At 73.5% G+C, this 22,290-nt stretch carries 19 protein-coding genes; 11 read left to right on the top strand and 8 right to left on the bottom strand.

What is annotated here, in order from left to right; translation table 11 throughout:
- Positions 1-55 precede the first annotated feature (55 nt).
- Positions 56-517, bottom strand: coding sequence for a tRNA (cytidine(34)-2'-O)-methyltransferase (locus CFLA_RS15180; RefSeq protein WP_013118217.1), 462 nt, complete (start codon positions 515-517; stop codon positions 56-58).
- Between CFLA_RS15180 and CFLA_RS15175 the strand changes: the two genes are divergently transcribed.
- A complete protein-coding gene (locus CFLA_RS15175) occupies positions 512-2,980 on the top strand; it encodes a glycoside hydrolase family 95 protein (RefSeq protein WP_187291303.1) in 2,469 nt (822 codons plus the stop codon). The genes CFLA_RS15180 and CFLA_RS15175 overlap by 6 nt on opposite strands.
- Before the next feature lie 78 nt (positions 2,981-3,058).
- On the opposite strand, the gene CFLA_RS15170 is transcribed toward CFLA_RS15175, so the two are convergent.
- Entirely contained in the window at positions 3,059-4,090 is a 1,032-nt protein-coding gene (locus CFLA_RS15170; RefSeq protein ID WP_013118215.1) for a LacI family DNA-binding transcriptional regulator, read from the bottom strand.
- A gap of 273 nt (positions 4,091-4,363) precedes the next feature.
- On the opposite strand from CFLA_RS15170, the gene CFLA_RS15165 reads away from it, so the two are divergent.
- The 6 genes from CFLA_RS15165 (at position 4,364) to CFLA_RS15140 (ending at position 12,511) form a co-directional block, all read left to right on the top strand.
- Positions 4,364-5,350 carry an ABC transporter permease gene (locus CFLA_RS15165; protein ID WP_013118214.1) on the top strand — a complete coding sequence of 329 codons (987 nt, stop codon included), beginning with the start codon at positions 4,364-4,366 and terminating at the stop codon, positions 5,348-5,350.
- The gene (locus CFLA_RS15160; protein ID WP_245530257.1) at positions 5,347-6,273 is read left to right on the top strand and encodes a carbohydrate ABC transporter permease; all 927 of its coding nucleotides are present in this window, start codon (positions 5,347-5,349) and stop codon (positions 6,271-6,273) included. Before CFLA_RS15165 ends, CFLA_RS15160 begins: the two co-directional genes overlap by 4 nt.
- An 83-nt stretch (positions 6,274-6,356) precedes the next feature.
- Positions 6,357-8,015, top strand: a complete 1,659-nt coding sequence (locus CFLA_RS15155; RefSeq protein WP_013118212.1) for an ABC transporter substrate-binding protein — start codon at positions 6,357-6,359, stop codon at positions 8,013-8,015.
- Positions 8,016-8,198: 183 nt separating this feature from the next.
- Positions 8,199-9,743, top strand: a complete 1,545-nt coding sequence (locus tag CFLA_RS15150) for a GH39 family glycosyl hydrolase (RefSeq protein WP_013118211.1) — start codon at positions 8,199-8,201, stop codon at positions 9,741-9,743.
- A complete protein-coding gene (locus CFLA_RS15145; RefSeq protein WP_222836758.1) occupies positions 9,740-10,456 on the top strand; it encodes a glycosyl transferase in 717 nt (238 codons plus the stop codon). Before CFLA_RS15150 ends, CFLA_RS15145 begins: the two co-directional genes overlap by 4 nt.
- 21 nt (positions 10,457-10,477) lie before the next feature.
- Positions 10,478-12,511, top strand: a complete 2,034-nt coding sequence (locus CFLA_RS15140; protein WP_013118209.1) for a beta-galactosidase — start codon at positions 10,478-10,480, stop codon at positions 12,509-12,511.
- A gap of 24 nt (positions 12,512-12,535) precedes the next feature.
- On the opposite strand, the gene CFLA_RS15135 is transcribed toward CFLA_RS15140, so the two are convergent.
- The 6 genes from CFLA_RS15135 to CFLA_RS15110 form a co-directional block, all read right to left on the bottom strand.
- Complete coding sequence (locus tag CFLA_RS15135; protein ID WP_187291379.1) at positions 12,536-12,724, bottom strand: hypothetical protein; 189 nt, start codon at positions 12,722-12,724, stop codon at positions 12,536-12,538.
- Positions 12,725-12,760: 36 nt separating this feature from the next.
- Positions 12,761-13,303 (bottom strand): helix-turn-helix domain-containing protein, encoded by a 543-nt coding sequence (locus CFLA_RS15130; protein ID WP_013118207.1) that lies wholly within the window; start codon positions 13,301-13,303, stop codon positions 12,761-12,763.
- 96 nt (positions 13,304-13,399) lie between these two features.
- Entirely contained in the window at positions 13,400-13,975 is a 576-nt protein-coding gene (locus tag CFLA_RS15125; RefSeq protein ID WP_148234383.1) for a hypothetical protein, read from the bottom strand.
- A gap of 44 nt (positions 13,976-14,019) precedes the next feature.
- Complete coding sequence (locus CFLA_RS15120) at positions 14,020-14,619, bottom strand: hypothetical protein (RefSeq protein ID WP_148234382.1); 600 nt, start codon at positions 14,617-14,619, stop codon at positions 14,020-14,022.
- Positions 14,620-14,630: 11 nt separating this feature from the next.
- The gene (locus tag CFLA_RS15115) at positions 14,631-16,061 is read right to left on the bottom strand and encodes a putative T7SS-secreted protein (protein ID WP_013118204.1); all 1,431 of its coding nucleotides are present in this window, start codon (positions 16,059-16,061) and stop codon (positions 14,631-14,633) included.
- Entirely contained in the window at positions 16,058-16,345 is a 288-nt protein-coding gene (locus CFLA_RS15110) for a hypothetical protein (RefSeq protein WP_013118203.1), read from the bottom strand. The genes CFLA_RS15115 and CFLA_RS15110 overlap by 4 nt, the downstream gene beginning before the upstream one ends.
- Positions 16,346-16,612: 267 nt before the next feature.
- On the opposite strand from CFLA_RS15110, the gene CFLA_RS15105 reads away from it, so the two are divergent.
- The 4 genes from CFLA_RS15105 (at position 16,613) to CFLA_RS15090 (ending at position 22,045) form a co-directional block, all read left to right on the top strand.
- Complete coding sequence (locus CFLA_RS15105; protein WP_013118202.1) at positions 16,613-17,110, top strand: type III secretion system chaperone family protein; 498 nt, start codon at positions 16,613-16,615, stop codon at positions 17,108-17,110.
- 2 nt (positions 17,111-17,112) lie between these two features.
- A complete protein-coding gene (locus CFLA_RS15100; RefSeq protein ID WP_013118201.1) occupies positions 17,113-18,981 on the top strand; it encodes an HSP90 family protein in 1,869 nt (622 codons plus the stop codon).
- Positions 18,978-20,921, top strand: a complete 1,944-nt coding sequence (locus CFLA_RS15095) for a hypothetical protein (RefSeq protein WP_013118200.1) — start codon at positions 18,978-18,980, stop codon at positions 20,919-20,921. The genes CFLA_RS15100 and CFLA_RS15095 overlap by 4 nt, the downstream gene beginning before the upstream one ends.
- 83 nt (positions 20,922-21,004) lie before the next feature.
- Complete coding sequence (locus CFLA_RS15090) at positions 21,005-22,045, top strand: aldo/keto reductase (RefSeq protein WP_013118199.1); 1,041 nt, start codon at positions 21,005-21,007, stop codon at positions 22,043-22,045.
- Positions 22,046-22,290: the final 245 nt, after the last annotated feature.

The raw sequence follows: 22,290 nt of genomic DNA, 5'->3' as shown, positions 1-22,290 counted from the left end.
GATGCTCGCAGCGCTGACCGCCGGGGGCGCGTCACACCCGCCCTGTCACAGGCCCTCACACCCCGCCGGGGAACCCCCGCGCCCGCCACGCCTCGTAGGTGGCGACCGCCGCGGCGTTCGACAGGTTCATCGACCGGCGCCCCGGCAGCATCGGGATGCGGACCTCGCCGGTGACCCGCGGGTGGGCCAGCACGTCGGCCGGCAGGCCCGTCGGCTCGGGGCCGAACAGCAGGACGTCGTCGTCGCGCCACGCCACGTCGGTGTAGCGGTCCGTGGCGCGCGTGGTGAACGCCCACACGCGGGACGCGGGCAGCGCGTCCAGCAGCGCAGCGAGCGACGCGTGCACGACGACGTGCGCGAGGTCGTGGTAGTCCAGGCCCGCGCGCCGCAGCCGCGCCTCGTCCAGCTCGAAGCCCAGCGGCTCGACGAGGTGCAGCGTGGCGCCCGTGCCCGCGCACATCCGGATGGCGTTGCCGGTGTTGCCGGGGATCCGCGGCTCGAAGAAGGCGACGTGCACCCGCCGATCCTCGCACCGTGGTTGGGTGTGGGCGTGATCGACGACGGGGCGGTGACGACGGCGTCCGGGCTGGTGCTGCGGCTCGACGAGCCCGCGCGCTGGTGGACCGACGCCTTCCCCGTCGGCAACGGGCGTCTGGGTGCCATGGTCCACGGCGGGACGGGTGCCGAGCGGCTGCAGGTCAACGACGACACCTGCTGGTCGGGCGCCCCGCACGACGGGACCGTCGAGCCCGTCGGGCCGCTGGGGCCGGACGGTGCGCCAGGTGTGGTGCGGCGTGCACGCCACCTCCTCGCGGAGGGCGACCCGCTCGCGGCGCAGGACGAGCTCGCGAAGCTGCAGAGCGGCTGGGTGCAGGCGTACCAGCCGCTCGTCGACGTGCTCGTCGAGCAGCCGGGAGCCGCGGGTCGCGACGACTACCGCCGCGTGCTCGACCTCGCGCGCGGCGTGGTGACGACGACGTGGCGCTCGGCCGCCGGCGAGCCGTGGCGGCAGGAGGTGCTCGTCAGCCACCCGGACGGCGCGCTGCTGCTGGAGCGGGCCGGGGCGCCGGGGGAGACGCGCGTGCGGCTGGCGTCCCCGCACCCGTGGGCGTCGACGCCGGCGGCCGCGGGCGACGGGATCCTCGTCGCCACCCTCGACATGCCCTCGCACGTGCTGCCCGACTGGGTCGACGGCCCTGACCCCGTGCAGTACGGCGGGCGGTCCGTGCACGCCGCGGTGGCGCTCGCGGTGCTGGCCGACGACGCCCCGGTCGCGGTCGTCGACGGCGAGGTGCGGGTCACCGGGGCACGCCGCGTGCGCGTCGTCCTGACGTCCGCGACCGACCACGACGTCGCGACCGGCACGCTGCACGGCGACCGGGAGCGCGTGGCTGCCGACGCGCTCGCGGGCCTGCGGGGCGCGCTCGCGGACGTCGACGGCATCCCTGCCCGGCACGTCGCGGACCACGCCGCGCTCCTGGGGCGCGTGTCGCTCGACCTGGTCGCCGCGCCGCCCGACCTGCCGCTCGACGCGCGGCTCGCCCGCCACGCGGCCGGCGAGCCGGACGCGCACCTGGCGGTCCTGGCGTTCCAGCTCGGCCGGTACCTCACGGTCGCGGGCTCGCGGCCCGGCACGCTGCCGCTCAACCTCCAGGGCATCTGGAACGAGCGGGTCCGCCCGCCGTGGAGCTCGAACTACACGATCAACATCAACACCGAGATGAACTACTGGCCCGCCCTCGTCGGCGACCTCGCGGAGTGCCACGAGCCGCTGCTGTCCTGGCTCGACCGGCTCGCCGCCGCGGGACGGCAGACCGCCCGGACGCTGTACGGCGCACGCGGCTGGGTGGCGCACCACAACTCCGACCCGTGGTGCTTCACGGGCCCGACGGGCCGCGGCCACGACTCCGCGTCGTGGTCGGCCTGGCCGCTGGGCGGTGCGTGGCTGGCCCGGCACGTCGTCGACCACCACGACTGGACGGGCGACGACGACGCGCTGCGCCGGCACTGGCCGGTCGTGCGCGACGCCGCCCGCGCGGTGCTCGACCTGCTCGTCGAGCTGCCCGACGGCACGCTCGGCACGTCGCCGGGGACGAGCCCCGAGAACCACTACCTGCTGCCCGACGGCCGCCCCGCGGCGGTGGCGGTGTCGACCACGGCGGACCTCGCGATCGTGCGCGACCTGCTCGAGCAGGTACGGCGTCTCGCGCCCGTCGTGCGGGACCGCGACGAGGACCTGCGCGCCGCCGTCGACGGCGCGCTCGAGCGGCTGCCCACCGAGCGCGTCGCCCCCGACGGCCGGCTCGCCGAGTGGCACGAGGACGTGCCCGACGCCGAGCCCGAGCACCGCCACCAGTCGCACCTGTACCGGGTGTTCCCCGGCACGTCGATCGACCCGGACACCACGCCCGAGCTCGCGGCCGCGGCCCGTCGCACGCTCGACGCGCGCGGCCCGGAGTCGACCGGCTGGTCGCTCGCGTGGCGGCTCGCGCTGCGCGCGCGGCTGCGCGACCCCGAGGGCGTCGCGGCGCTGGTGAGCGCGTTCCTGCACCCCGTCCCCGGTGAGGAGCCCGCGTCCTGGCCGGCGCCCGGCGGGGTCTACCGCTCGCTGCTGTGCGCGCACCCGCCGTTCCAGGTCGACGGCAACCTCGGCTTCACCGCGGGCGTCGTCGAGGCGCTCGTGCAGGCGCACCACCGCGGCCCCGACGGCGTGCGTGAGGTGCACCTGCTGCCCGCGCTGCCGGCGTCCTGGCCGGAGGGACGCGTGCAGGGGCTGCGGCTGCGCGGCGGCGTGGACCTCGTCGACCTGCGGTGGGCCGAGGGTCGCGTCGTGCTGGCCGAGCTCGCGGCCAAGCGGGACGTTGTGGTCGACGTGCGCGAGCGCGGCGGAACGGAGCGGGCGCAGGTGACGCTGCGGCCGGGCAGGCCGGTGGTCATCGCAGGGTCGGGCCGGGGATCGCTGTCGTGTGGCGCGTCGTGACGATCCTGGGCACGCTCGCGCTGGGCGTGCCGACGCTGGCGTGGTGGCGCCGCAGCGCGGGGCGCTGAGCGCCGCCCGTCAGACGCCGGCGGGTGCCGGCGCCGTCGACTCGCGGACCACGAGCTCGGTCGCGAGGTCGATCCGCAGGTTGGACGGTCGCTCGCCGGAGGCGATGCTCAGCACCATCTCGGTCGCGGTGCCGGCCATCTCGCGCAGCGGCTGGCGCACGGTGGTGAGCGACGGGCCGAGCCACTGGGCGAGCGGGATGTCGTCGTACCCGACGACCGACACGTCCTCGGGGATCGACATGCCGAGCTCGCGCACGGCCCGCATGACGCCGAGGCACTGGTAGTCCGAGCCGGCGAAGATCGCGGTGGGGCGGTCGGGGCGCGACAGCAGCTCCAGGCCGTGGCGGTAGCCGCCGTCGACGTGGAAGTCGCCCCAGCGGACGTACGACGGGTCGGAGCGGATGCCGGCCTCCTCGAGCGCGCTGCGGTAGCCGTCGACGCGGGCGCGGGAGCACAGCACGTCGGACGGGCCCGAGATGACCGCGATGCGGCGGTGCCCGAGCGAGAGCAGGTGGCGCGTGGCGATGAGACCGCCGTTCCAGTTGTTGGAGCCGACCGTCGGGACGCCCGCCGGCGGCTCGCCCCAGGTGTCGACGACGACGAACGGGATGGAGCGGGACTCGAGCTGGTGGCGCTGCGTCGCGTCGAGGCTCGACAGCACGAGCAGCACGCCGAGCGGGCGGCGCGCGAGGATGTCGTCGATGAGCTCCTGCTGCGGGCGGTGCGCGCCGCCGAGCTCGGACAGCACGACGCCGACGCGGTGGGCGGCGGCGGCGTCCTCGACGCCCTTGATGACCTCCTGCGCCCACGCGTTGTCGATGTGGTGGAAGACGAGGTCGATGAGGTTCGGGTCGCCCGAGCCGCGGCCGCGCCGGCGGCGGTAGCTGTGCTCCTCGAGGATCGCCTCGACACGGGCGCGCGTCGTCGCGGCGACGTCGGCGCGGCCGTTGAGGACCTTGGACACGGTGGGGACGGAGACGCCGGCGAGCGCGGCGATCTCGGCGATCGTCACCGTCCGTCGGTTGTCGCTGGACGTGGCCACGAAGGTCTCCTCTGACCGGGGGCCCGTGACGGCGGTCGGCGGGGGACGACCGGCGCGCTCGGGGCGTGCTCGCAAGTTTCGCGTCGAAGGTAGCACCCGTTCGGGCGGCCGCGCCGCACCCCGGAGCGATCCGTCCTGATCGTCCGGGAGTCACCCGCCCGAACGGGGTTCGGGCCGGTCTCTTGACGCCAGGGCAAACGTTTGCCTAACGTGGCGCCCGCACCGGACGGGGTCTCCCGTCGACACGTTTCGGCCACGAGGGCGTGGGGATTCATGCAGGCGCAGCAGCAGGACGTGCACCCCGTGCGGGTCGCACCGCCGCCATCCGACGCGCCCGCGCGCCGGCCCGACGAGCGGCGTCGCACGTGGCGCCGGGCGGTGCGCCGCGACTGGCAGCTCTACTCGCTGCTCGTCCTGCCGCTGCTGTTCTTCGCGGTCTTCCGCTACGTGCCGATGATCGGCAACGTCATCGCCTTCCGGCGCTTCCGGCCCGGCGGGTCGATCTTCGGCGAGGAGTGGGTGGGCCTGCACTACGTGCGGATGTTCATCAACGACCCCACCTTCTGGAACGTCTTCCAGAACACCCTCGTCCTGGGCGTGCTGAGCCTGGTCATCATCTTCCCGCTGCCGATCGTGCTGGCGCTCATGCTCAACGAGCTGCGCTCGCGGCGGTTCAAGCGGGTCGTCCAGACGATCTCCTACCTGCCGCACTTCATGTCGATCGTCATCGTCGCCGGCCTGGTCTTCCAGCTCACCGCGATGCGCGGCACGGTCAACCAGATCATCACCGCCGTCGGGGGCGACGCGATCGGGTTCATGCAGCTGCCCGAGTGGTTCCGCACCATCTACATCTCCTCCGAGATCTGGCAGACGGTCGGCTGGGGCACGATCCTCTACCTCGCCGCGCTGTCGACCATCGACCCGCAGCTGTACGAGGCCGCGCGCATCGACGGCGCCAACCGCTGGCGCCAGACGTGGCACGTCACGCTGCCGGGCATCCGCCCCACGATGGTCGTGCTGCTCATCCTCAACATCGGCTCGTTCATGGCGGTCGGGTTCGAGAAGATCCTGCTCCTGTACAACCCCCTGCTGTACCCGACCGCGGACGTCATCGCGACGTACCTGTACCGCGTGGGCATCGGGTCCAGCCAGTTCTCCTACGCGACGGCCATCGGGCTGTTCGAGGCCCTCATCGGCCTGACCCTCGTCCTGTCCGCCAACGCGATCTCGCGCCGAGTGGTCGGAGCCTCCCTGTGGTGACCGTCGAGAACGTGACGCGGCTGGACGAGCGGCTGTCGAAGCCCACCGTCCGGGCCGTGAAGGACACGCGCGCCTACACGGCGTTCCGCATCGTCAACGCCACGCTGCTGGTCGTCATCGCGGCCCTCACGCTGTACCCGTTCGTCAACCTCGCGGCGCAGGCGTTCTCCTCCGAGTCGTACATCAACGCCGGCCAGGTCAACCTGTGGCCCCAGGGCTTCAACCTCACGACCTTCGACCTGGTCATGAGCGACCGGATGTTCTGGCGCAACTACCAGAACACCGTCTACTACACGGTCGTCGCGACCGTGGTCGCGATGTTCCTCACGACGACGTTCGCGTACGCCATCTCCAAGTACCACCTGCGTGGGCGCACGGTGTTCATCGGCATCGCCGTCTTCACGATGTTCTTCAACGGCGGTCTGATCCCCAACTACGTGCTCGTCAACGAGCTGGGCCTGCGCAACAGCGTGTGGGCCATCGCCCTGCCCAACGCGATCAGCGTGTTCAACCTGCTCGTCATGAAGTCGTTCTTCGAGAACTTCTCCACCGAGCTGGAGGAGGCCGCGGAGATCGACGGGCTGAGCACCTACGGCAAGCTCGCCCGCATCGTGCTGCCGCTGAGCAAGGCGGTCATCGCCACGATGGTCCTGTTCTACGCGGTGTCCTTCTGGAACTCGTGGTTCGCCGCGTTCCTCTACATGGACCACCGCGAGCTCTATCCCGTGACGGTGTACCTGCGGAACCTCATCGCGGGCGCCACCAGCGTCGACGGCGCGGCCGGCTCGGCCGAGGCGACGCAGATCGCCGCCAACGTCAAGGCCGTGACGATGCTGCTCACCGTCCTGCCGATCGTGTGCCTCTACCCGTTCGTGCAGAGGTACTTCGTGTCCGGCGTGATGCTCGGCTCGGTCAAGCAGTAGCCCCTCCCCGCACCCCCGCTGCCCGCCGGCAGCGGTGCACATCCCCGGTTGCAGGACGACGACGTTCCACCCGAAGGAGAATGATGAGGACGACGAAGAAGCGGCCCCTCGCGCTCGCCGCGACCGCCGCGACCCTCGCGCTGGCCCTGGCGGCCTGCTCGGGCGGGTCGGACGACGAGACGGACGACGCCCCCGAGGCGAGCGAGCTCGGTCAGGTCGGTGCGATGGAGGACTACGGCGTCGGCACGACGTTCGTGGCCACCGAGCCGGTGAGCTTCGGCCTGATGTACCGCGACCACCCGAACTACCCGCTCAAGGAGGACTGGGACATCCTCACGAAGCTCGAGGAGAACCAGAAGGTCACCTTCGAGATGCAGACCGCCCCGCTGTCCGACTGGCAGCAGGCGCAGTCGATCGCGATCGGCGCGGGCAACGCCCCGGACATCATCTCCGTGACCTACCCCGGGCAGGAGGTGGCCTTCGTCGCCGGCGGTGCGATCCTGCCCGTGAGCGACTACGTCGAGCACATGCCGAACTACCTCGACAAGGTCGAGAAGTGGGGCCTGGAGGCCGACATCGACCGGATGCGCCAGCAGGACGGCAAGTACTACGTGCTGCCCGGCCTGCGCGAGTCGGTCCGTCCCTCGTACACGTACGCGGTGCGCAAGGACGTCTGGGAGCAGCTCGGCCTGAGCCTGGAGCCGGAGACCTTCGAGGACTTCGCCGCCGACCTGGCGAAGGTCAAGGCCGCGTACCCCGACCTGTACCCCCTGTCCGACCGCTGGTCGGCCAACGGTCCGCTCGAGGCCACTCTCAACGTCGCCGCGTCGAACTTCGGCACGGCCGCCGGCTGGGGCTACGGCGAGGGCACCTGGTGGGACGAGGACGCGGGCGAGTTCGTCTACACCGGCGCCATGGACGAGTACCGCGAGCTGCTCGAGTACTACCACGGCCTCATCGCCGACGGGCTCATGGACCCCGAGAGCCTCACGCAGGAGGACGACCAGGCCATCCAGAAGATGGCGTCGGGCCAGACCTTCGCCCAGCTGACGAACGACCAGGAGATCCTCAAGGTCCGGACCGCCATGACCGAGGTCGGCACGCAGGGCGAGGTCGCCATGATCCGCGTCCCCGCCGGCCCCGCCGGTGACGTCCTGGCCGGTTCGCGCCTCGTCAGCGGTCTCATGCTGTCCTCGTCGGCCGCCGAGGAGGACGACTTCCTCGCGATGCTGCAGTTCATCGACTGGCTGTACTACTCCGACGAGGGCCTGGAGTTCGCCAAGTGGGGTGTCGAGGGTGAGACCTTCACGCGCGAGGGCGACAAGCGCGTGCTCATGCCGGACATCGACCAGAACGGCCTGAACCCGGGCGCGCCGAAGGCGCTCAACGTCGACTACGGCTACCACAACGGCGTGTGGATGCTCGAGCACGGCTCGTCGGACGAGCTGGACCGGTCGATGCTGCGTGACGAGGTCGTCGAGTTCGTCGAGTCCATGAGCGACAAGGAGCTCGCCCCGGTCTCGCCGCCCGCACCGCTGGACGAGCTCGAGCGTGAGCAGGTCTCGCTCTGGCAGACCGCGCTGCGCGACCACGTGCTGCAGAACACCGCCGCGTTCATCCTCGGCCAGCGCGACCTGTCCGAGTGGGACGCGTACGTCGCCGAGCTCGAGGGCAAGAACATGCAGCAGTACCTCGACGTGGTGAACGCCGCGCAGGAGCGGTTCGCCGAGCAGAACGGCTGACGCCGACGGGCCCGGCCGCCCGCCTCCCCCCGGGGCGGGTGGCCGGGCCCGGTCGCGTCCGGCACCCCGCGGGGTGCCGGACGTCCCCCGGGACCGCGCGCACGTGCGAAGGTGGTCCCCGCCGTCCCGCCGCCGGGCCGGCACCCGCACCGTCTCGTCACCGTCGCTGAGGAGGTCGCACCCGTGCGCACCGTCGTCCCCGCCCAGCCCTCCGGCCCGCTGCCCGACGCGTGGCGCGCCTGCGTCGGCACCGGCCGCATGAACCTCGCGCTGCGCGCGGACTACCGCGACTCGCTCGCGCAGGTGCAGCGCGACATCGGGTTCCGGCACATCCGCGGGCACGGGCTGCTGTCGGACGACATGGGCGTGCTGCGCACGGACGAGATCGACGGCCGCACGCACACGCGCTACGCGTGGACCTACGTGGACCAGGTCCACGACCACTTCCTGTCCCTCGGCATCCGGCCGTTCGTCGAGCTCGGGTTCATGCCCTCGCAGCTCGCGTCCGGCGACCAGACGGTGTTCTGGTGGAAGGGCAACGTCACCCCGCCGCGCGACCACGGCGAGTGGGTCGCGCTCGTGCAGGCGTTCCTGCGGCACTCGATCGAGCGGTACGGCATCGACGAGGTGCGGCGCTGGCCGATCGAGGTGTGGAACGAGCCCAACCTCACGGTCTTCTGGAAGGACGCCGACCAGGAGGCGTACTTCCGTCTGTACGAGGAGACGGCGCGCGGCATCAAGGACGTCGACGCGGACCTGCAGGTCGGCGGCCCGGCCATCTGTGGCGGGTCGGACGACGAGTGGTGGAAGCCGTTCGCCGACTTCGTGACCGAGCGCGACGTGCCGATCGACTTCGTCACCCGGCACGCGTACTCCTCGGGGATGCCGGAGCGGATCCCGTTCGGCGTCTACCAGACGCAGATGCCGCCGCAGGAGCTCCTCGACCAGTTCGGCGCAGCCGGCCGCTACCTGGCGGACACGCGCCTGGCCGGCCTGCCCGTGCACATCACGGAGTTCAACACCTCGTACCGCCCGGACAACCCGATCCACGACACCGCGTACAACGCGGCTTTCCTCGCGCCGGTGCTCGCGGGCGGCGGCGACGTCGTCGACTCGTTCTCCTACTGGACGTTCTGCGACGTCTTCGAGGAGGCGAACGTGCCGACGTCGTTCTTCCACGGCGGGTTCGGCATGCTCACGCACCGGCAGGTCGCCAAGCCCACGTACCACCTGTACGCGTTCATGGCCCGCATGGGCCGTGACGTCCTCGCACGCGGCGACGACCACCTCGTGTGCGCCGACCCCGACGGGCGCGTCACCGTGCTCGCGTGGCAGCCGGTCGGCGGCACCGAGGGTGCGGACGCCGCGGAGCACCGCGTCGAGCTGTCCCTCCCGGTGCGTGGCGACGCGGCGTTCGTGCTGCGCGAGCGCGTGAACGAGCAGGACGGCAACGCGTTCGCCGCGTGGCGCGAGCTGGGGCGTCCCATGTCGCCGACCGCGCGCGAGCTCGACCTGCTGCACGCGTGCGCGCGCCCGGCCGTCTCGCACGACGTGGCACGCGCGGCCGACGGGCGCATCGACCTCGACCTCGCCCTGGCGCGCCACGAGGTGACGTTCGTCGAGCTGACGCCCGTGACGCCCACGCACCACGAGGGCCTCGACGACCGCCGCCTGCTCGGTGTCGACGACGACCGGCTCGTCGCCCGACACGAGCGACGGGAGGCGTGAGCGTGGTGCGCCGTGACGACCTCGACGAGGTCGGGGCCGGTCCGCTGTCGCGCGGTGCGGCCGTCGTCCTGTGGGCCCTGGTCATCAGCCTGCTCACCGTGCTCACCGGCGGGCTGCCGCTCGCGCTCGTGCCGTTCCTCGCGGGTGACGCGGGCAACGTCTGGCTCGTCGCCCTGTTCGCCGTGCCCATGGGCCCGGCGCTCGCCGCCGCGATGTTCGCGTGGCGCCGGTTCGTCGCCGACCGCGACCTGTCCCCGGGCCGGCACTTCTGGCGCGGGTACGCGCTCAACGTGCTCGACGTGCTGCGGTGGTGGGTGCCGACCGTGCTGGTCCTCGCGGTCATCGCGTTCTCGCTCGCGTCGCTCGACGCCGCCGGTGTGCCCAGCGGGTACGGGCTCGTGCTCGTCCTGATCGCGGTGGCCGTGCTGGTGTGGGCCGTCCTGGCGATGGCGCTGTCCTCGCGCCTCAGCCTGCGCACGCGCGACGTCGCACGCCTGGCCGCCTACTACCTCGCGATGAAGCCCCTGGTCGGGCTCGGTGCGCTGTCGCTCGTCGTGCTGAGCGTGGGCATCGTGCTGTTCACGTCCGACTGGGTGCTGGTGATGCTGTCGGGGCTGCTGGCGTTCGCGGTCGTCACCACCACCGACCCCGCCGTGCGCGACGCCACCGAGCGGTTCACCGCACCGGCGGAGCCGGACACGCCCCCGTCCTGACCCCCGTTCCCTGGAGGACCCGTGCCCCTGCCCGTCGGTGACCACATCCGCTACGGCGGTGACTACAACCCGGAGCAGTGGCCGGTCGAGGTCTGGGACGAGGACCACGCGGCGTTCGACCTCGCCCACGTCACCACGCTCACGGTCGGCGTGTTCGCGTGGGCGCACACCGAGCCGCGCGAGGGGCGGTACGACTTCTCGCGGCTCGACGCGATCGTCGAGCGGGCCCACCGCGAGGGACGGGACGTGGTCCTCGCCACGCCGAGCGGAGCGATGCCGCCGTGGCTCGCGCGGGCCTACCCCGACGCGTGCCGCGTCGACTTCGAGGGCCGCCGGCACGTCCACGGGCAGCGGCACAACCACTGCCCGTCGTCGCCGGACTTCCGGAGACTGTCGGTCGCGATGGCCGATGCGCTCGCGCAGCGGTACGGCGACCACCCGGCGGTCGTCGCGTGGCACGTCGGCAACGAGTACGGCGGTGCCTGCTACTGCGACCTGTGCGCGGCCGGCTTCCGTGACTGGCTGCGCGCGCGGTACGGCACGCTCGAGCGTCTCAACGACGCCTGGACCACGCTGTTCTGGTCGCACGTCTACGGCGACTGGGAGGAGGTCGTACCGCCGTCGATGCTGTCGGAGCACTGGCGCGGGCCGAACCACACGGCGTTCCAGGGCATCACGCTGGACTACCGGCGGTACATGTCGGACCGGCTGCGCGAGGGGTTCGTCGCCGAGCGCGCGGCGATCCGCGCGCACTCGTCGCTGCCGGCGACGACCAACCTCATGGGCTTCTACCAGCCGGTCGACTACCACCGCTGGGCCGACGACCTCGACTTCGTGTCCTGGGACAACTATCCGCCGCTGCCCGACGACCCGCTGCGCACGGCCGCCCGCATGGCCGCCACGCACGCCGCCATGCGCGGGCTGAAGGACGGGCAGCCGTTCTGGGTCATGGAGCAGACGCCGTCGATCACGGCCTCGCGCGACGTCAACCCCGTCAAGCGGCCCGGCGTCCTGGGGCTGTGGACGTGGCAGTCCGTCGCGCACGGCGCCGACGCGACCCTGTACTTCCAGATGCGGCAGTCGAAGGGCGCGTGCGAGAAGTACCACGGCGCGCTCATCGACCACTCGGGGCGCACCGACACGCGTGTCTTCCGTGAGGCGGCGGACCTGGGGGCCGCCCTGGCGCGCACGGGGCCGGCGCTCCTGGGCGCCCGGACGCCCGCCCGCGTCGCGCTGCTGCTCGACTGGGACTCGTGGTGGGCCGTCGAGATGACCGACGGGTACAACCGCCACGTGTCGTACCTGCAGACGCTCCTGCAGTACCACCGGGCGCTGTGGGCGGCGAACGCCGAGGTCGACGTGGTCCCGGTGACGGCGGACCTCGCGGCGTACGACGTGGTCGTCGCGCCGGTGCTGCACCTGCTGAAGGGCGACGTCGCCGCACGCCTCACCGCGCACGTCGAGCGTGGCGGCACGCTCGTCACGACGTTCTACGGCGGACGCGTCGACGAGGACGACAACGCGTACCTCGGTGTGCCCCCGCTCGACCCGCTGCTCGGCACGCGCGTCGAGGAGACGGACTCTGGGCTCCCGGGCGCCGCGAACCCGGTGACGCTCGTGCTCGACGACGAGGCCACGACGCACGACGCGACGCTCGTGTTCGAGCTGCTCGTGCCGGAGGCCGGCACGGAGGTGATCGGGACCTACGGGGCCGACTTCTACGCGGGCCGTCCCGCGGTGACGCGGTCGCGGCGCGGGGACGGTGCGGCGTGGCACGTCGCGACCGGCCTGGACGACGCGGGCGTCGGGCGCGTGCTGCGGCACGTGCTCACCGGGTACGGGCTGGTCGGGCCGCACGCCGACGACGAGGGCGTCGAGGTCACGCGCCGCGTCGCGCCCGACGGCGCGACCTTCACGTTCGTGCTGCACCACGGGGCGTCGCCGGTGACCGTGACGTCACAGGTGGCGGGGGAGGACCTGCTGACGGGGCGGACCGTGGAGGTGGGGGACGCCCTGGTGCTCGAGGCGGCTGAGGTGCTGGTGCTGCGGGGGTGAGGGGTGGTCGCACCCGTAGCTCGGTCACGCCTTCCGCAGTGCCGCCGTCCTGACGTCGATGCGCCGAGGCACGGCGGACGGCGGGAAGTCCGACAGGTTGTCGGTCACGATCACGCCGACGCCGCCCACGACGGCCGCTGCCACGACGTGCTCGTACAGGCCTTCGATCGCGAAGGACAGCAGGACGTCGCGCTGGAGGCTGGGCCAGAGCACGCACGTGTCCAGGAGGGCGGCGCACACGATGTCGAGTCAGTCGTCGGACGAGGACGCCGCCGCGCGTCTGCGGGAGGCAACGGCGCGACGCGCGTCCTTCAGGTGCTGCCGGACCTGGTCGATGTCGTCCTCGTCGTCGATGTCGACTGCGGTCGCCGCCAACATGGCGTACTGCTCCGCGCGCCGCTGCTCCCGGTAAGAGAGGAGGTCGCCGAGCCGGATCCGCCGACGGTTGCCGTGTCGCTCGCTCGGGAGTGAGCCCGCATCGATCAGCCGGACGACGGTCGGTCGTGACACACCGAGCAGGTCGGCGGCCTGCTGCGTCGTCAGCAGTGTCGCCTCCGGTGCGACGGTCACCGCCTTGCCTGCGGCGAGCGAGTCGGCGACGAGGAGCAGTGCCTCGTAGATGGGCCGGGGCAGCTCGACCTGCTCTCCCTCGGAGCTTCCGACGAGGAGGTAGCGCGGGGTCACGTCAGTGCCGCGGGCACCCTGTGCCTTGAGGAAGCTGCGGACCTCAGCAATCTGCTCGGTCGCAGCGTCGCTGGGCAGATAGGTGTGCGGGGCGAGTGCTGCACTCATGCGTGCTCCTGGCGAACGGCGGAGTACGAAGTGTAAGCGTGTTCGTATTGTTCGAACATAGGCCTGAACGGCTGAGGCCGCGTGTCGAGCGCGCGCTCACCGGCCACGGGCCGCAGCCGGGGTGCCGTCGACGTGGTGGACGGACCCGGCGACGGTGTCGAAGAGCTCGAGGACCGCGTCGCGCAGCCCGACGAGCGGGGTCGAGAACGACAGCAGGAGCAGGCCGTCGCCGTCGTCCGGGTCGGACCAGTACTCGCCGACGAGCAGGTCCGGCCCGTGCTCGTCCGCGGCCGGCCGCTGCGACACCGCGCGCAGGACCGGCCCGAGCGGGCCGGCGCCCGCGTCGACCGTGCCGGCCGGGCCCAGGCGCGCCGTGAGCGTGTCCGCCAGGGCACGCAGGTCGTCGTCCGTGGCGAGCGCGCCCGGCGTGCGGTAGGCGGTGATCACCGCCGGCAGCGGGACAGGGCCGACCACGTCCAGCATGTACGCGCTGAACCGGCCGCCGGCCTGCGCGGCCCGGCGGGACTGCTCCTCGACGTCGCGGCGCAATCGGCGGCGCACGGTCGCGACGTCGTCGCGCCGGGGGAGCTGGGCGTCGACGAGCGCGGTGACCCCCGCGTGCCGGGTCGCGTCGGTCGCCAGGTCCACGACGTGCCAGTCGGCCGGGAGCACCACGCCGACCGTGCCCGTCGTTGCGTGGCGTGGTGCGCTGGCCGTCACGTCGCCGGGCCTGTCGTGATCTCCAGGGAGTCGGTGATGCTGCGCCCGAGGGTCGTGAGCTCGACGAGCTGGTCGAGGTGGACGGTGTTGAAGGCGAGCTGGACGGCCTCGGGGGTGCCGTCGTGGGGGAAGACGAAGAACGAGGAGTAGGCCTGCACGGTGCGTTCGCCGCGCAGGCGCCCGACGATGGTCTCGACGACACCACGGCCTGCCTGGCACTCGAAGACCTCGGCAGCGCGCTCGGTGATCCTCACGCGCCAGCCGCCGTAGTCACGGCGCCAGTTGCGGGCGACGAACGCCTCGGGCGTGGCCTGGCGGGGGTGAGTGAATGCGCTGACCGACACCTCCACGACGCCACGGACCTCGCCCGTGCCGGGGTCGGGGATCCACAGCGCGGATTGCCCGACCGTGTTGCCCTTGGTCAAGGCGGACCTGTTGACCGCGACGATGCTGCGGTGCAGGTGCGCGGCGCCGGTGGGGGTAGTGGCGACGCGGCGTGCGAGCTCCGCAGCGACAGCGTCGATCCGGTCGCCCGGGTCCCATGACACCCAGTGCTCCTCGTCGGGGTAACGCCACTCGGCGTCCAGGATCCTCATGAGCACTGCTCTCATCCCTCCTTCGGTAAGACGCTGTCGACGACGATCCCCACGTCCACGACCTGGAGGGCGCCCCGTCCTGCGGCCCAGCCCCGGAGAGCAGCGCCGGACTGGCCGAGGCTGCTCCCGGCGCTCGCGAGGAAGCGCATGTCGCGCGCCGCCCCGGCGTCGCCGAGCAGTGTGGTGACCCGTTCCATCCCCGGTGCGGTGTTGCGCAGTGCGTGAGCGCCTTCGCTGAAGGCGTTCTCCAGCACGTCGACGGGACGCGCGACGTGGCCGAGCAGCCCGCTGCTGGGTGCCAGGTTCGAGTTCCTGGCGTACCGGGCGACGCCGGTGAGGTCGTGCAGGACGTCTTGAGCGATCGCGCCAGGGCGCATGACCGACCACAGCCTCGAGGAGCTCCACGTCTGTCCGTGCCCGAGGCGTGTGTCGATGCCTCGACGCAGTGATGCCCGCGCGCCCTGGGCAGCAGCGCCACCTCGGGCGCCGGCACCCGCCGCCTGCCCCGCCACCGGCAGCGTCCGCAGCCCCTGCGCCGCGCGGGCGTTGTTGGCGGCCAGGCGCAGGCCCTGACCCGCCAGCCGTCCGACGCCGAACGTCACGAGCCCGAGGGCCCCCAGGGCGACGTCCCGCCAACCCGCATCAGTCGTCAGCGCGAGGTGCAGGTCGCGGGCGAGCTGCAGTGCCCCGGCGATGAGAGCCGCCGCGGCCAGCGCCTGGCCGAGGACGGGTACCCAGGCGAGGAGCAGCGCGGCGACGCCCAGCACGGTAGCGATCTCGTCGACGTGGTCGTAGAACCAGTGCCCGACGTCGGTGAACCACGACCCCACGGCCGAGGCGCCCCTGCCGAGGGCCGACCAGAGCGAGTCCGCCAGCCCGTCGGCACCGAGGACGCGTGAGACGAGGTCCCGGGCGCGCTGGGCGGCGGCGTCGCGGGCGGCGACGGCCTGGTCGAGCAGCTCGCGAGCTCGGGACAGGGCCCGTTCGGCGTCGTCGCGGGCCTCGCGGGCGGACTCGGCGAGCCGCTCGTAGGCGGCGGCCTCGGCCGCGTCGACCGCCTCGGTGGCCTGCCGGGCCCAGCGCTGCACGTCACGCCCCGCGTCGTCGACGGCCTGTGCGGCACGGCGGGCCGCGTCGAGCGCGTCCTGCGCGGGGGACTGCGCGTGGGCCAGCCCGTCGGCGTAGTCGGCGAGCGCCGCGGCGGTCGTGGCGTAGCGCTCGCGTGCGGCGGCGATGCGCTCGGCCGTCTCCTCGGCGCGGGCGCGGAGCTCGTCGACAGCCTGCGACGTGCCCACGACGCCTGCCCCGACCTCCCGCAGGTCGGCCGTCGCGCGGGTGATGCGCTGCGCGACCGCGTCGTAGCGGCGGGCTGCGTCGCGCACCGCCGCGGGGTCGCCCGGGACGGGGTCGGTCCACGCCAGCGGGTACCAGGAGCCGCTCACCCGAAGGCTCCCCGGATGCTCGCGGCGAGGTCGGCGTCGACGTCGTCCAGCGTGTCGGCGGCCTCGCGGCACGCCTCGCCGACGTCGCCCACGAGGCGCACCAGCGACGCGCGCGCGTCGTCCCAGCCGTGGGTGAACGCGTCGAGCGTGTCCGCGAGACCGTCGTGGCCGAGGAGGGTGCGCAGCGGCGCGTCGTCGCGGACGGTCCGCAGGTCGTCCTGGATCGCGTGCAGCGTGCCGCCGGCGCGCGCCAGCAGCTCGGTGTCGACCTGGAGCCTCGTCATCCGTCACCTCCCCGCGTCGGGAGCGGCACGCGCCGCCGAGCGACGAGAGTACGGGCGCGGTGACCGGTTCGTCCGCGTTCGTCCACAGGGTCCGTGAGCGTCCGGCGCGGGCCGCCCGGACCGCCCGGGCCACCCCGTCGCGGAAGGTTCCCCCGCACGGCGGAACGGACATGTCGGGCACCATGACTAGGCTCAGCGGGCGGGCCGTCCGAGCGCCACCCGGGCGTCGAGCAGTCGCGGCCCGCCACCGCACCCGACGGGGAGATCATGGGCTTCTTCACCAAGGACACGTCCGTCCCGCTGCAGCCGGCGCCGCCGGCGCTGGGACCGCTGAGCCGCGACCGCATCACCGGCGCGCTCGACGCCCGCGACATGCAGTACGGCATCGACGACGACGGTGACGTCGGCGGCTACTGGGACGGGCACCTCTTCTACTTCTTCCTGCTGGGGGGCAACGGCGAGTTCCTGCAGACGCGCGGGCGCTGGAACCGCAAGGTCGGGCCCGACCAGCTCGGCCGGCTCCTGGAGCTCGTCAACGAGTGGAACGCGACCCACCTGTGGCCCAAGGGCTACGTGCGCCTCGAGGACGAGGTCGTCGGCGTGTACGCCGAGCACACGGTCGACTACGAGCACGGCGTCGCCGACGCGCAGGTCGACCTGCAGCTCGCGTGCGGCATCTCCACCGCGCTGCAGCTCTTCGAGCACCTCGACGAGCAGTACCCGGCCGAGGCGGCCGCCGCGAAGGCCGCGCAGGAGCAGGACTGAACGTGCACGACGACCCCACCGCGGCGGGTCGCGCCTTCCAGGTCGACCTGCGCGGCGTCGTCGACCTGCTGGCGCGGCACCTGTACTCCGGACCACGCGTGTACGTGCGCGAGCTGCTGCAGAACGGTGTCGACGCGATCACGGCCCGCCGCGCCGTCGACCCGGACGCGCCCGCCACGGTGCGGCTGCGCCCGGGCCCCGGCGGCACCCTCGAGGTCACCGACTCGGGCGTCGGGCTGACGCCCGCGCAGGCGGAGGAGCTGCTCGCGACCGTCGGCCGGTCGTCCAAGCGCGACCTCGACCTCGGCCTGGGGCGTGAGGAGTTCCTCGGGCAGTTCGGCATCGGGCTGCTGTCGGCGTTCATGGTCGCGGACGAGATCGAGCTGGTCTCGCGCTCCGCGGTGGACCCGCAGGCGCCTCCGGTGCGGTGGGTCGGGTACGCCGACGGCCGCTACGACCTGACCGTCCTGCCCGTCGGCAGCGTCGACGTGGGCAGCACCGTGCGCCTGCGTGCGCGGCCCGACATGGATCACTGGCTCACGGCCGAGACCGTCGTCGCGCTCGCGCAGGAGTTCGGCTCGCTGCTGCCCGTCGACGTCGCCGTCGAGGTCCCGCTGCCCGGCGACGAGGGCACGGCCTGGCGGCGCGTCAGCGAGCCCGTCCTGCCGTGGCGCGCGACGTACGCGGACGACGAGGAGCGCAGGGCCGCGCTCGCGGCCTACTGCGAGCGGACCCTCGGGTTCACGCCGCTCGCGCACATCGACCTCGACGTGCCGCTCGCCGGCCTGTCCGGCGTCGCGTACGTCCTGCCCACCGCCGTGCCGCCGGGCGCGGGCTCGCGGCACCGTGTGTACCTCAAGCGCATGCTGCTCGGCACGCAGGTCGAGGACCTGCTGCCCGACTGGGCGTTCTTCGTGCGGTGCGTCGTCGACACGAGCGTGCTGCGCCCGACGGCCTCGCGCGAGCAGCTCTACACGGACGACGCCCTGCTCGCGGCGCAGGAGGCTCTCGCGGCGCAGGTGCGCACGTGGACCGTCGCGACCCTCACGTCCCCGTCCGAGCTCAGTCGCGACGTGGTCACGACCCACCACCTGGCGCTGCGGTCGCTGGCCGTCGTCGACGACGAGGTCCTCGACCTCACCGCGCAGGTCCTGCCCTTCGAGACCACCGACGGGACGCAAACCCTCGCGCAGGTGCGCGACGACCACGGCGAGGTCCTGCACACGACGCGCGTCGAGGACTTCCGCCGTGTCGCGCCCGTCGCCCGCGCGCAGGGCATGACGATCGTCAACGCGGGGTACGTCTACGACGCCGAGCTGCTGGCGCGCCTCGCCCGCCGCCCCGGCTGGCGTGTCCGCGAGCTGCAGGCGCGCGACGTGGCCCAGGTGCTCGAGCCCGTCGAGCCGCACCGCGAGCTCGAGGTCCTCGACCAGGTGCAGGCCGCCCGGGAGGTCGTCCGGCCCCTGGACTGCGACCTCGTCGTGCGCCGCTTCGCGCCGGAGCAGGTCCCGGCCGTGCTGCTCGAGGACCGCGACGGGCGGCACGAGAGCGACGTGCGCCGTGCGGTCTCCGAGGCCGACGACCTGTGGGGTGGGGTGCTCGCCGGGTTCGCCGGCGCCGACACCGAGCCCGCCCGGCGGCTCGTGCTCAACGACGACAACCCCACCGTGCGGCGCCTGCTCGCCGCCGCACCCGACGCCCCCGTGCTCGCCGCCGGCGTGCGGTCGCTGTACGTCACCGCCGTGCTGCTGGCCGGCGAGCCGCTGCGCGTCCGCGAGGCCGAGCTGATGAACGACGCGATGGGCGTGCTGCTCGAGGCGGGGCTCCCACCCGCGTCGCGCGTGCCCGACGAGACCCAGGAGGACGCATGACCCGCTCGCTGGCCGAGGCGAACCGTGAGATCTCCCGCGTGCGGGGCCTGCCGTACGGCGCGGCGCGCACGCAGGCGGCCGAGCAGCAGGCGCGGCTCGTGGAGGCCGAGGGGCCGGACCAGGCGCGCGCGTACGCGCTGCTCGTGCTCGTCGAGTCGTACGTGTGGGCGGGGGAGGTGGACCGCGCGTACCTGCCGTTCACGCAGGCGGTCCGGTGGTACGACGAGCACCCGGAGCACCTCGACGAGACCGACGTGCACCAGCTCTTCTGGTCGTTCAAGTGGATGGTCGGGCACCTGTCGGACTTCCCCGACGTGCCGGCCGCGCAGATCGAGGCGACCCTCGCCGACATGGAGCGCCGCTACGCGGTCGCCGGGCTGGGCCACGACGCGGTCGCGTACGAGAAGTTCTGCTGGGCCCGCAAGCGCGGCGCCCCGGACGTCGACGAGCTCTACGAGCAGTGGGTCCGCACGCCGCGTGACGACTTCTCGCAGTGCGAGGTGTGCGACCCGGGCGACCGCGCCACGTACCTCGTCGAGCGCGGCGACGTCGAGGACGCAGCGCGGCTGATCGAGCAGACCCTCGCCGAGGGCGGCACGTGCGCCACCGAGCCGGCCGACATGCTCGCGCGCCTCGCCACCCTGCACCTCGAGGCCGGGCGCGCGCAGGAGGCCGCCGCGACCCACCGTCGGGCGGTCGCCGCGCTCGCGGACTCCGAGTCCGACATGGCCGGCGCGCGCGGCGCGCGGTTCGTGCTGCTGGCCCGCGGCGGCCAGCCGCGGCGGGCGCTGCGGGCCCTGGCCTCGGACGCGCGCCTGCTGCAGCGGGCCGACACCCCCGACGACACGTTCTGGTTCCTCGCCGACGTGGTCGCCGGCACCTCGGCGCTGCTGCCGGACCACGCCACGCTGCCCGTCGAGCTCGACGGCGTGCCCGTCCGGGACGTCACGGGCCTGCGGGACTGGGCGGACTCCCGGGCTGCCGCGCTCGCGCGCGCGTTCGACGCGCGCAACGGCACCGATCGGTACGCGCGCAGCCTTGCCGACGCGCGCGCGACGCGGCCCACGGTGGCGCGGCTCGACCTCGACGTCATCCCCGCCACGGGGCCCGACGCACCCCCGGCGGGCGGGACCGTCGCGTCTGCCGTGGCGGACGACGTCGCCGCGGGCGAGAGCGCGTTCGCGCGCGCCGAGCGGCTGACCGAGGCCGGCGACGTCGTCGCCGCGGCCGCGGCGTGGCTCGAGGCTGCGCGCGAGGCGGAGGCGGCGGGCCGGCTCGCGGACGCGGGCCTCGCGCTCGCCGAGGCCGCGCGCTGCGCGCAGGAGGCGAGCGACGACGACGGTGCGGCCGCCACGTACCCCGGCGCGGTCGCGCGGATGCGTGCCGGCGGGACGCCCGTGCCCGACGTCGTGCCCGTGGTCGTGGCGTGGGCTCCGGCGGCGGTCGTGACGGGCACGGGCGCGGCGGTCGTCGACGTCGTCGACGGTCTGCTGGGCGAGCTCGCCGACGTGCCCGCCGACGCCGACGCTCCGGTCGACCCCGTCGCGCAGGCCGCCGGTGCGGAGCTCGACGAGCGGCTGTCGTACGCGCGTCGACGCGCCCGCGCGGACCTGCACGACACCGCGGCCCGGGTGCTCGCGTCGCTCGGCGGCGACCACCTGCCGGATGCCGCCCGGCGCGCGGCGCGGGCCGCCGAGGGCTACGCGGGTGTCGACGCCGTCGCGGACGCCGCGCACGCGTTCTGGCTCGCCGGGCGCCTGCACGCGGGGCTCGGCGCGGTCGACGAGGCGGTGTGGAACCTCGAGTCCGCGGTCGAGGGCTTCGCCATGGTGCGGCAGCACGACCACCGCGGCGAGGTCGTCTCCGCCCTGGTCGACGTGCTGCGCGGCGCCGGCCGCGACGAGCGCGCCGACGAGGTCCTGCGCTCGTTGACCCGCTGAGGGTGCGGCGGCGCCGCGCGCGGGTCGGCGGTGCGGGCGCGAACTAGCCTGGCGTGGTCGCACCAGCCCACCGAGGAGCCCTCATGCCCGCGCTCGACCCGTACCGTGCCGCCGCCGACCGGTACGCCACCATGACCTACCGCCGTACGGGCCGCTCGGGCCTCGACCTGCCGGCGCTGTCGCTGGGGCTGTGGCACAACTTCGGCGACGACACCCCGTTCGGCACGCAGCGCGCGGTGCTGCGGCGTGCGTTCGACCTCGGCGTCACGCACTTCGACCTCGCGAACAACTACGGGCCGCGGCCGGGTGCGGCGGAGGAGAACTTCGGCCGGCACCTGGCCGCCGACCTGCGCCCGTACCGCGACGAGATCGTCGTCTCCACCAAGGCCGGCTACGACATGTGGTCGGGCCCGTACCAGGACGGCGGCTCGCGCAAGTACCTGCTGTCGTCGCTCGACGCGTCGCTGCAGCGCCTGGGCCTGGAGTACGTCGACGTCTTCTACCACCACCGTCCGGACCCCTCGACGCCGCTCGAGGAGACGATGGGCGCGCTCGCGCACGCCGTGAGCAGCGGCAAGGCGCTGTACGTCGGGGTCTCCAACTACTCGCCGTCGCAGACCCGCCAGGCGCACGCCGTGCTGGCCGAGATGGGCGTGCGGCTCCTCGTCCACCAGCCGAGCTACTCGATGTTCAACCGGCACGTCGAGCTGGTCGCCGAGGGGCAGCGCGAGTCGCTGCTCGACACCCTCGGTGACCTCGGCGTGGGCGCGATCGTGTTCTCGCCCCTCGCGCAGGGCCTGCTCACCGACAAGTACCTGGGCGGCGCGGCGCCGGCGGGCTCGCGTGCGGCGGGTGCCAGCCCGTTCCTGTCCGAGCAGGCGCTCTCCGCGACGTACCTGACCCGGGCGCGGGCCCTGCACGAGATCGCGGCGGGCCGCGGCCAGACCCTCGCGCAGCTCGCGCTGTCGTGGGTCCTGCGCGACGAGCGCATCACGTCCGCACTCGTCGGCGCGAGCTCGGTGGCGCAGCTCGAGGACAACGTCGCGGCCCTGTCGGCGCCCCCGCTGACGGACGACGAGCTGGCCGCGATCGACGAGCACGCGGTCGACGGCACCGGCCGCTGACCCCCGTCCCTTCCGCCGAGCGGAACCTGACTCCCCGAATGGTGCCGTTAACGGTGACCCAGGTTCCGCTGGGCGGGTGGGGTGACCCCCCGTCCCTTCCGCCGAGCGGAACCTGACTCCCCGAATGGTGCCGTTAACGGTGACCCAGGTTCCGCTGGGCGGGTGGGGTGACCCCCGTCCCTTCCGCCGTGCGGAACCTGACTCCCCGAATGGTGCCGTCAACGGTGACCCAGGTTCCGCTGGGC

It is taken from the genome of Cellulomonas flavigena DSM 20109 (assembly GCF_000092865.1).
In the GTDB taxonomy this organism is placed as follows: Bacteria; Actinomycetota; Actinomycetes; order Actinomycetales; family Cellulomonadaceae; genus Cellulomonas; species Cellulomonas flavigena.
The sequence above is the reverse complement of the archived record's forward strand: the minus strand, read 5'-3'. Positions and strand labels throughout refer to the sequence as shown.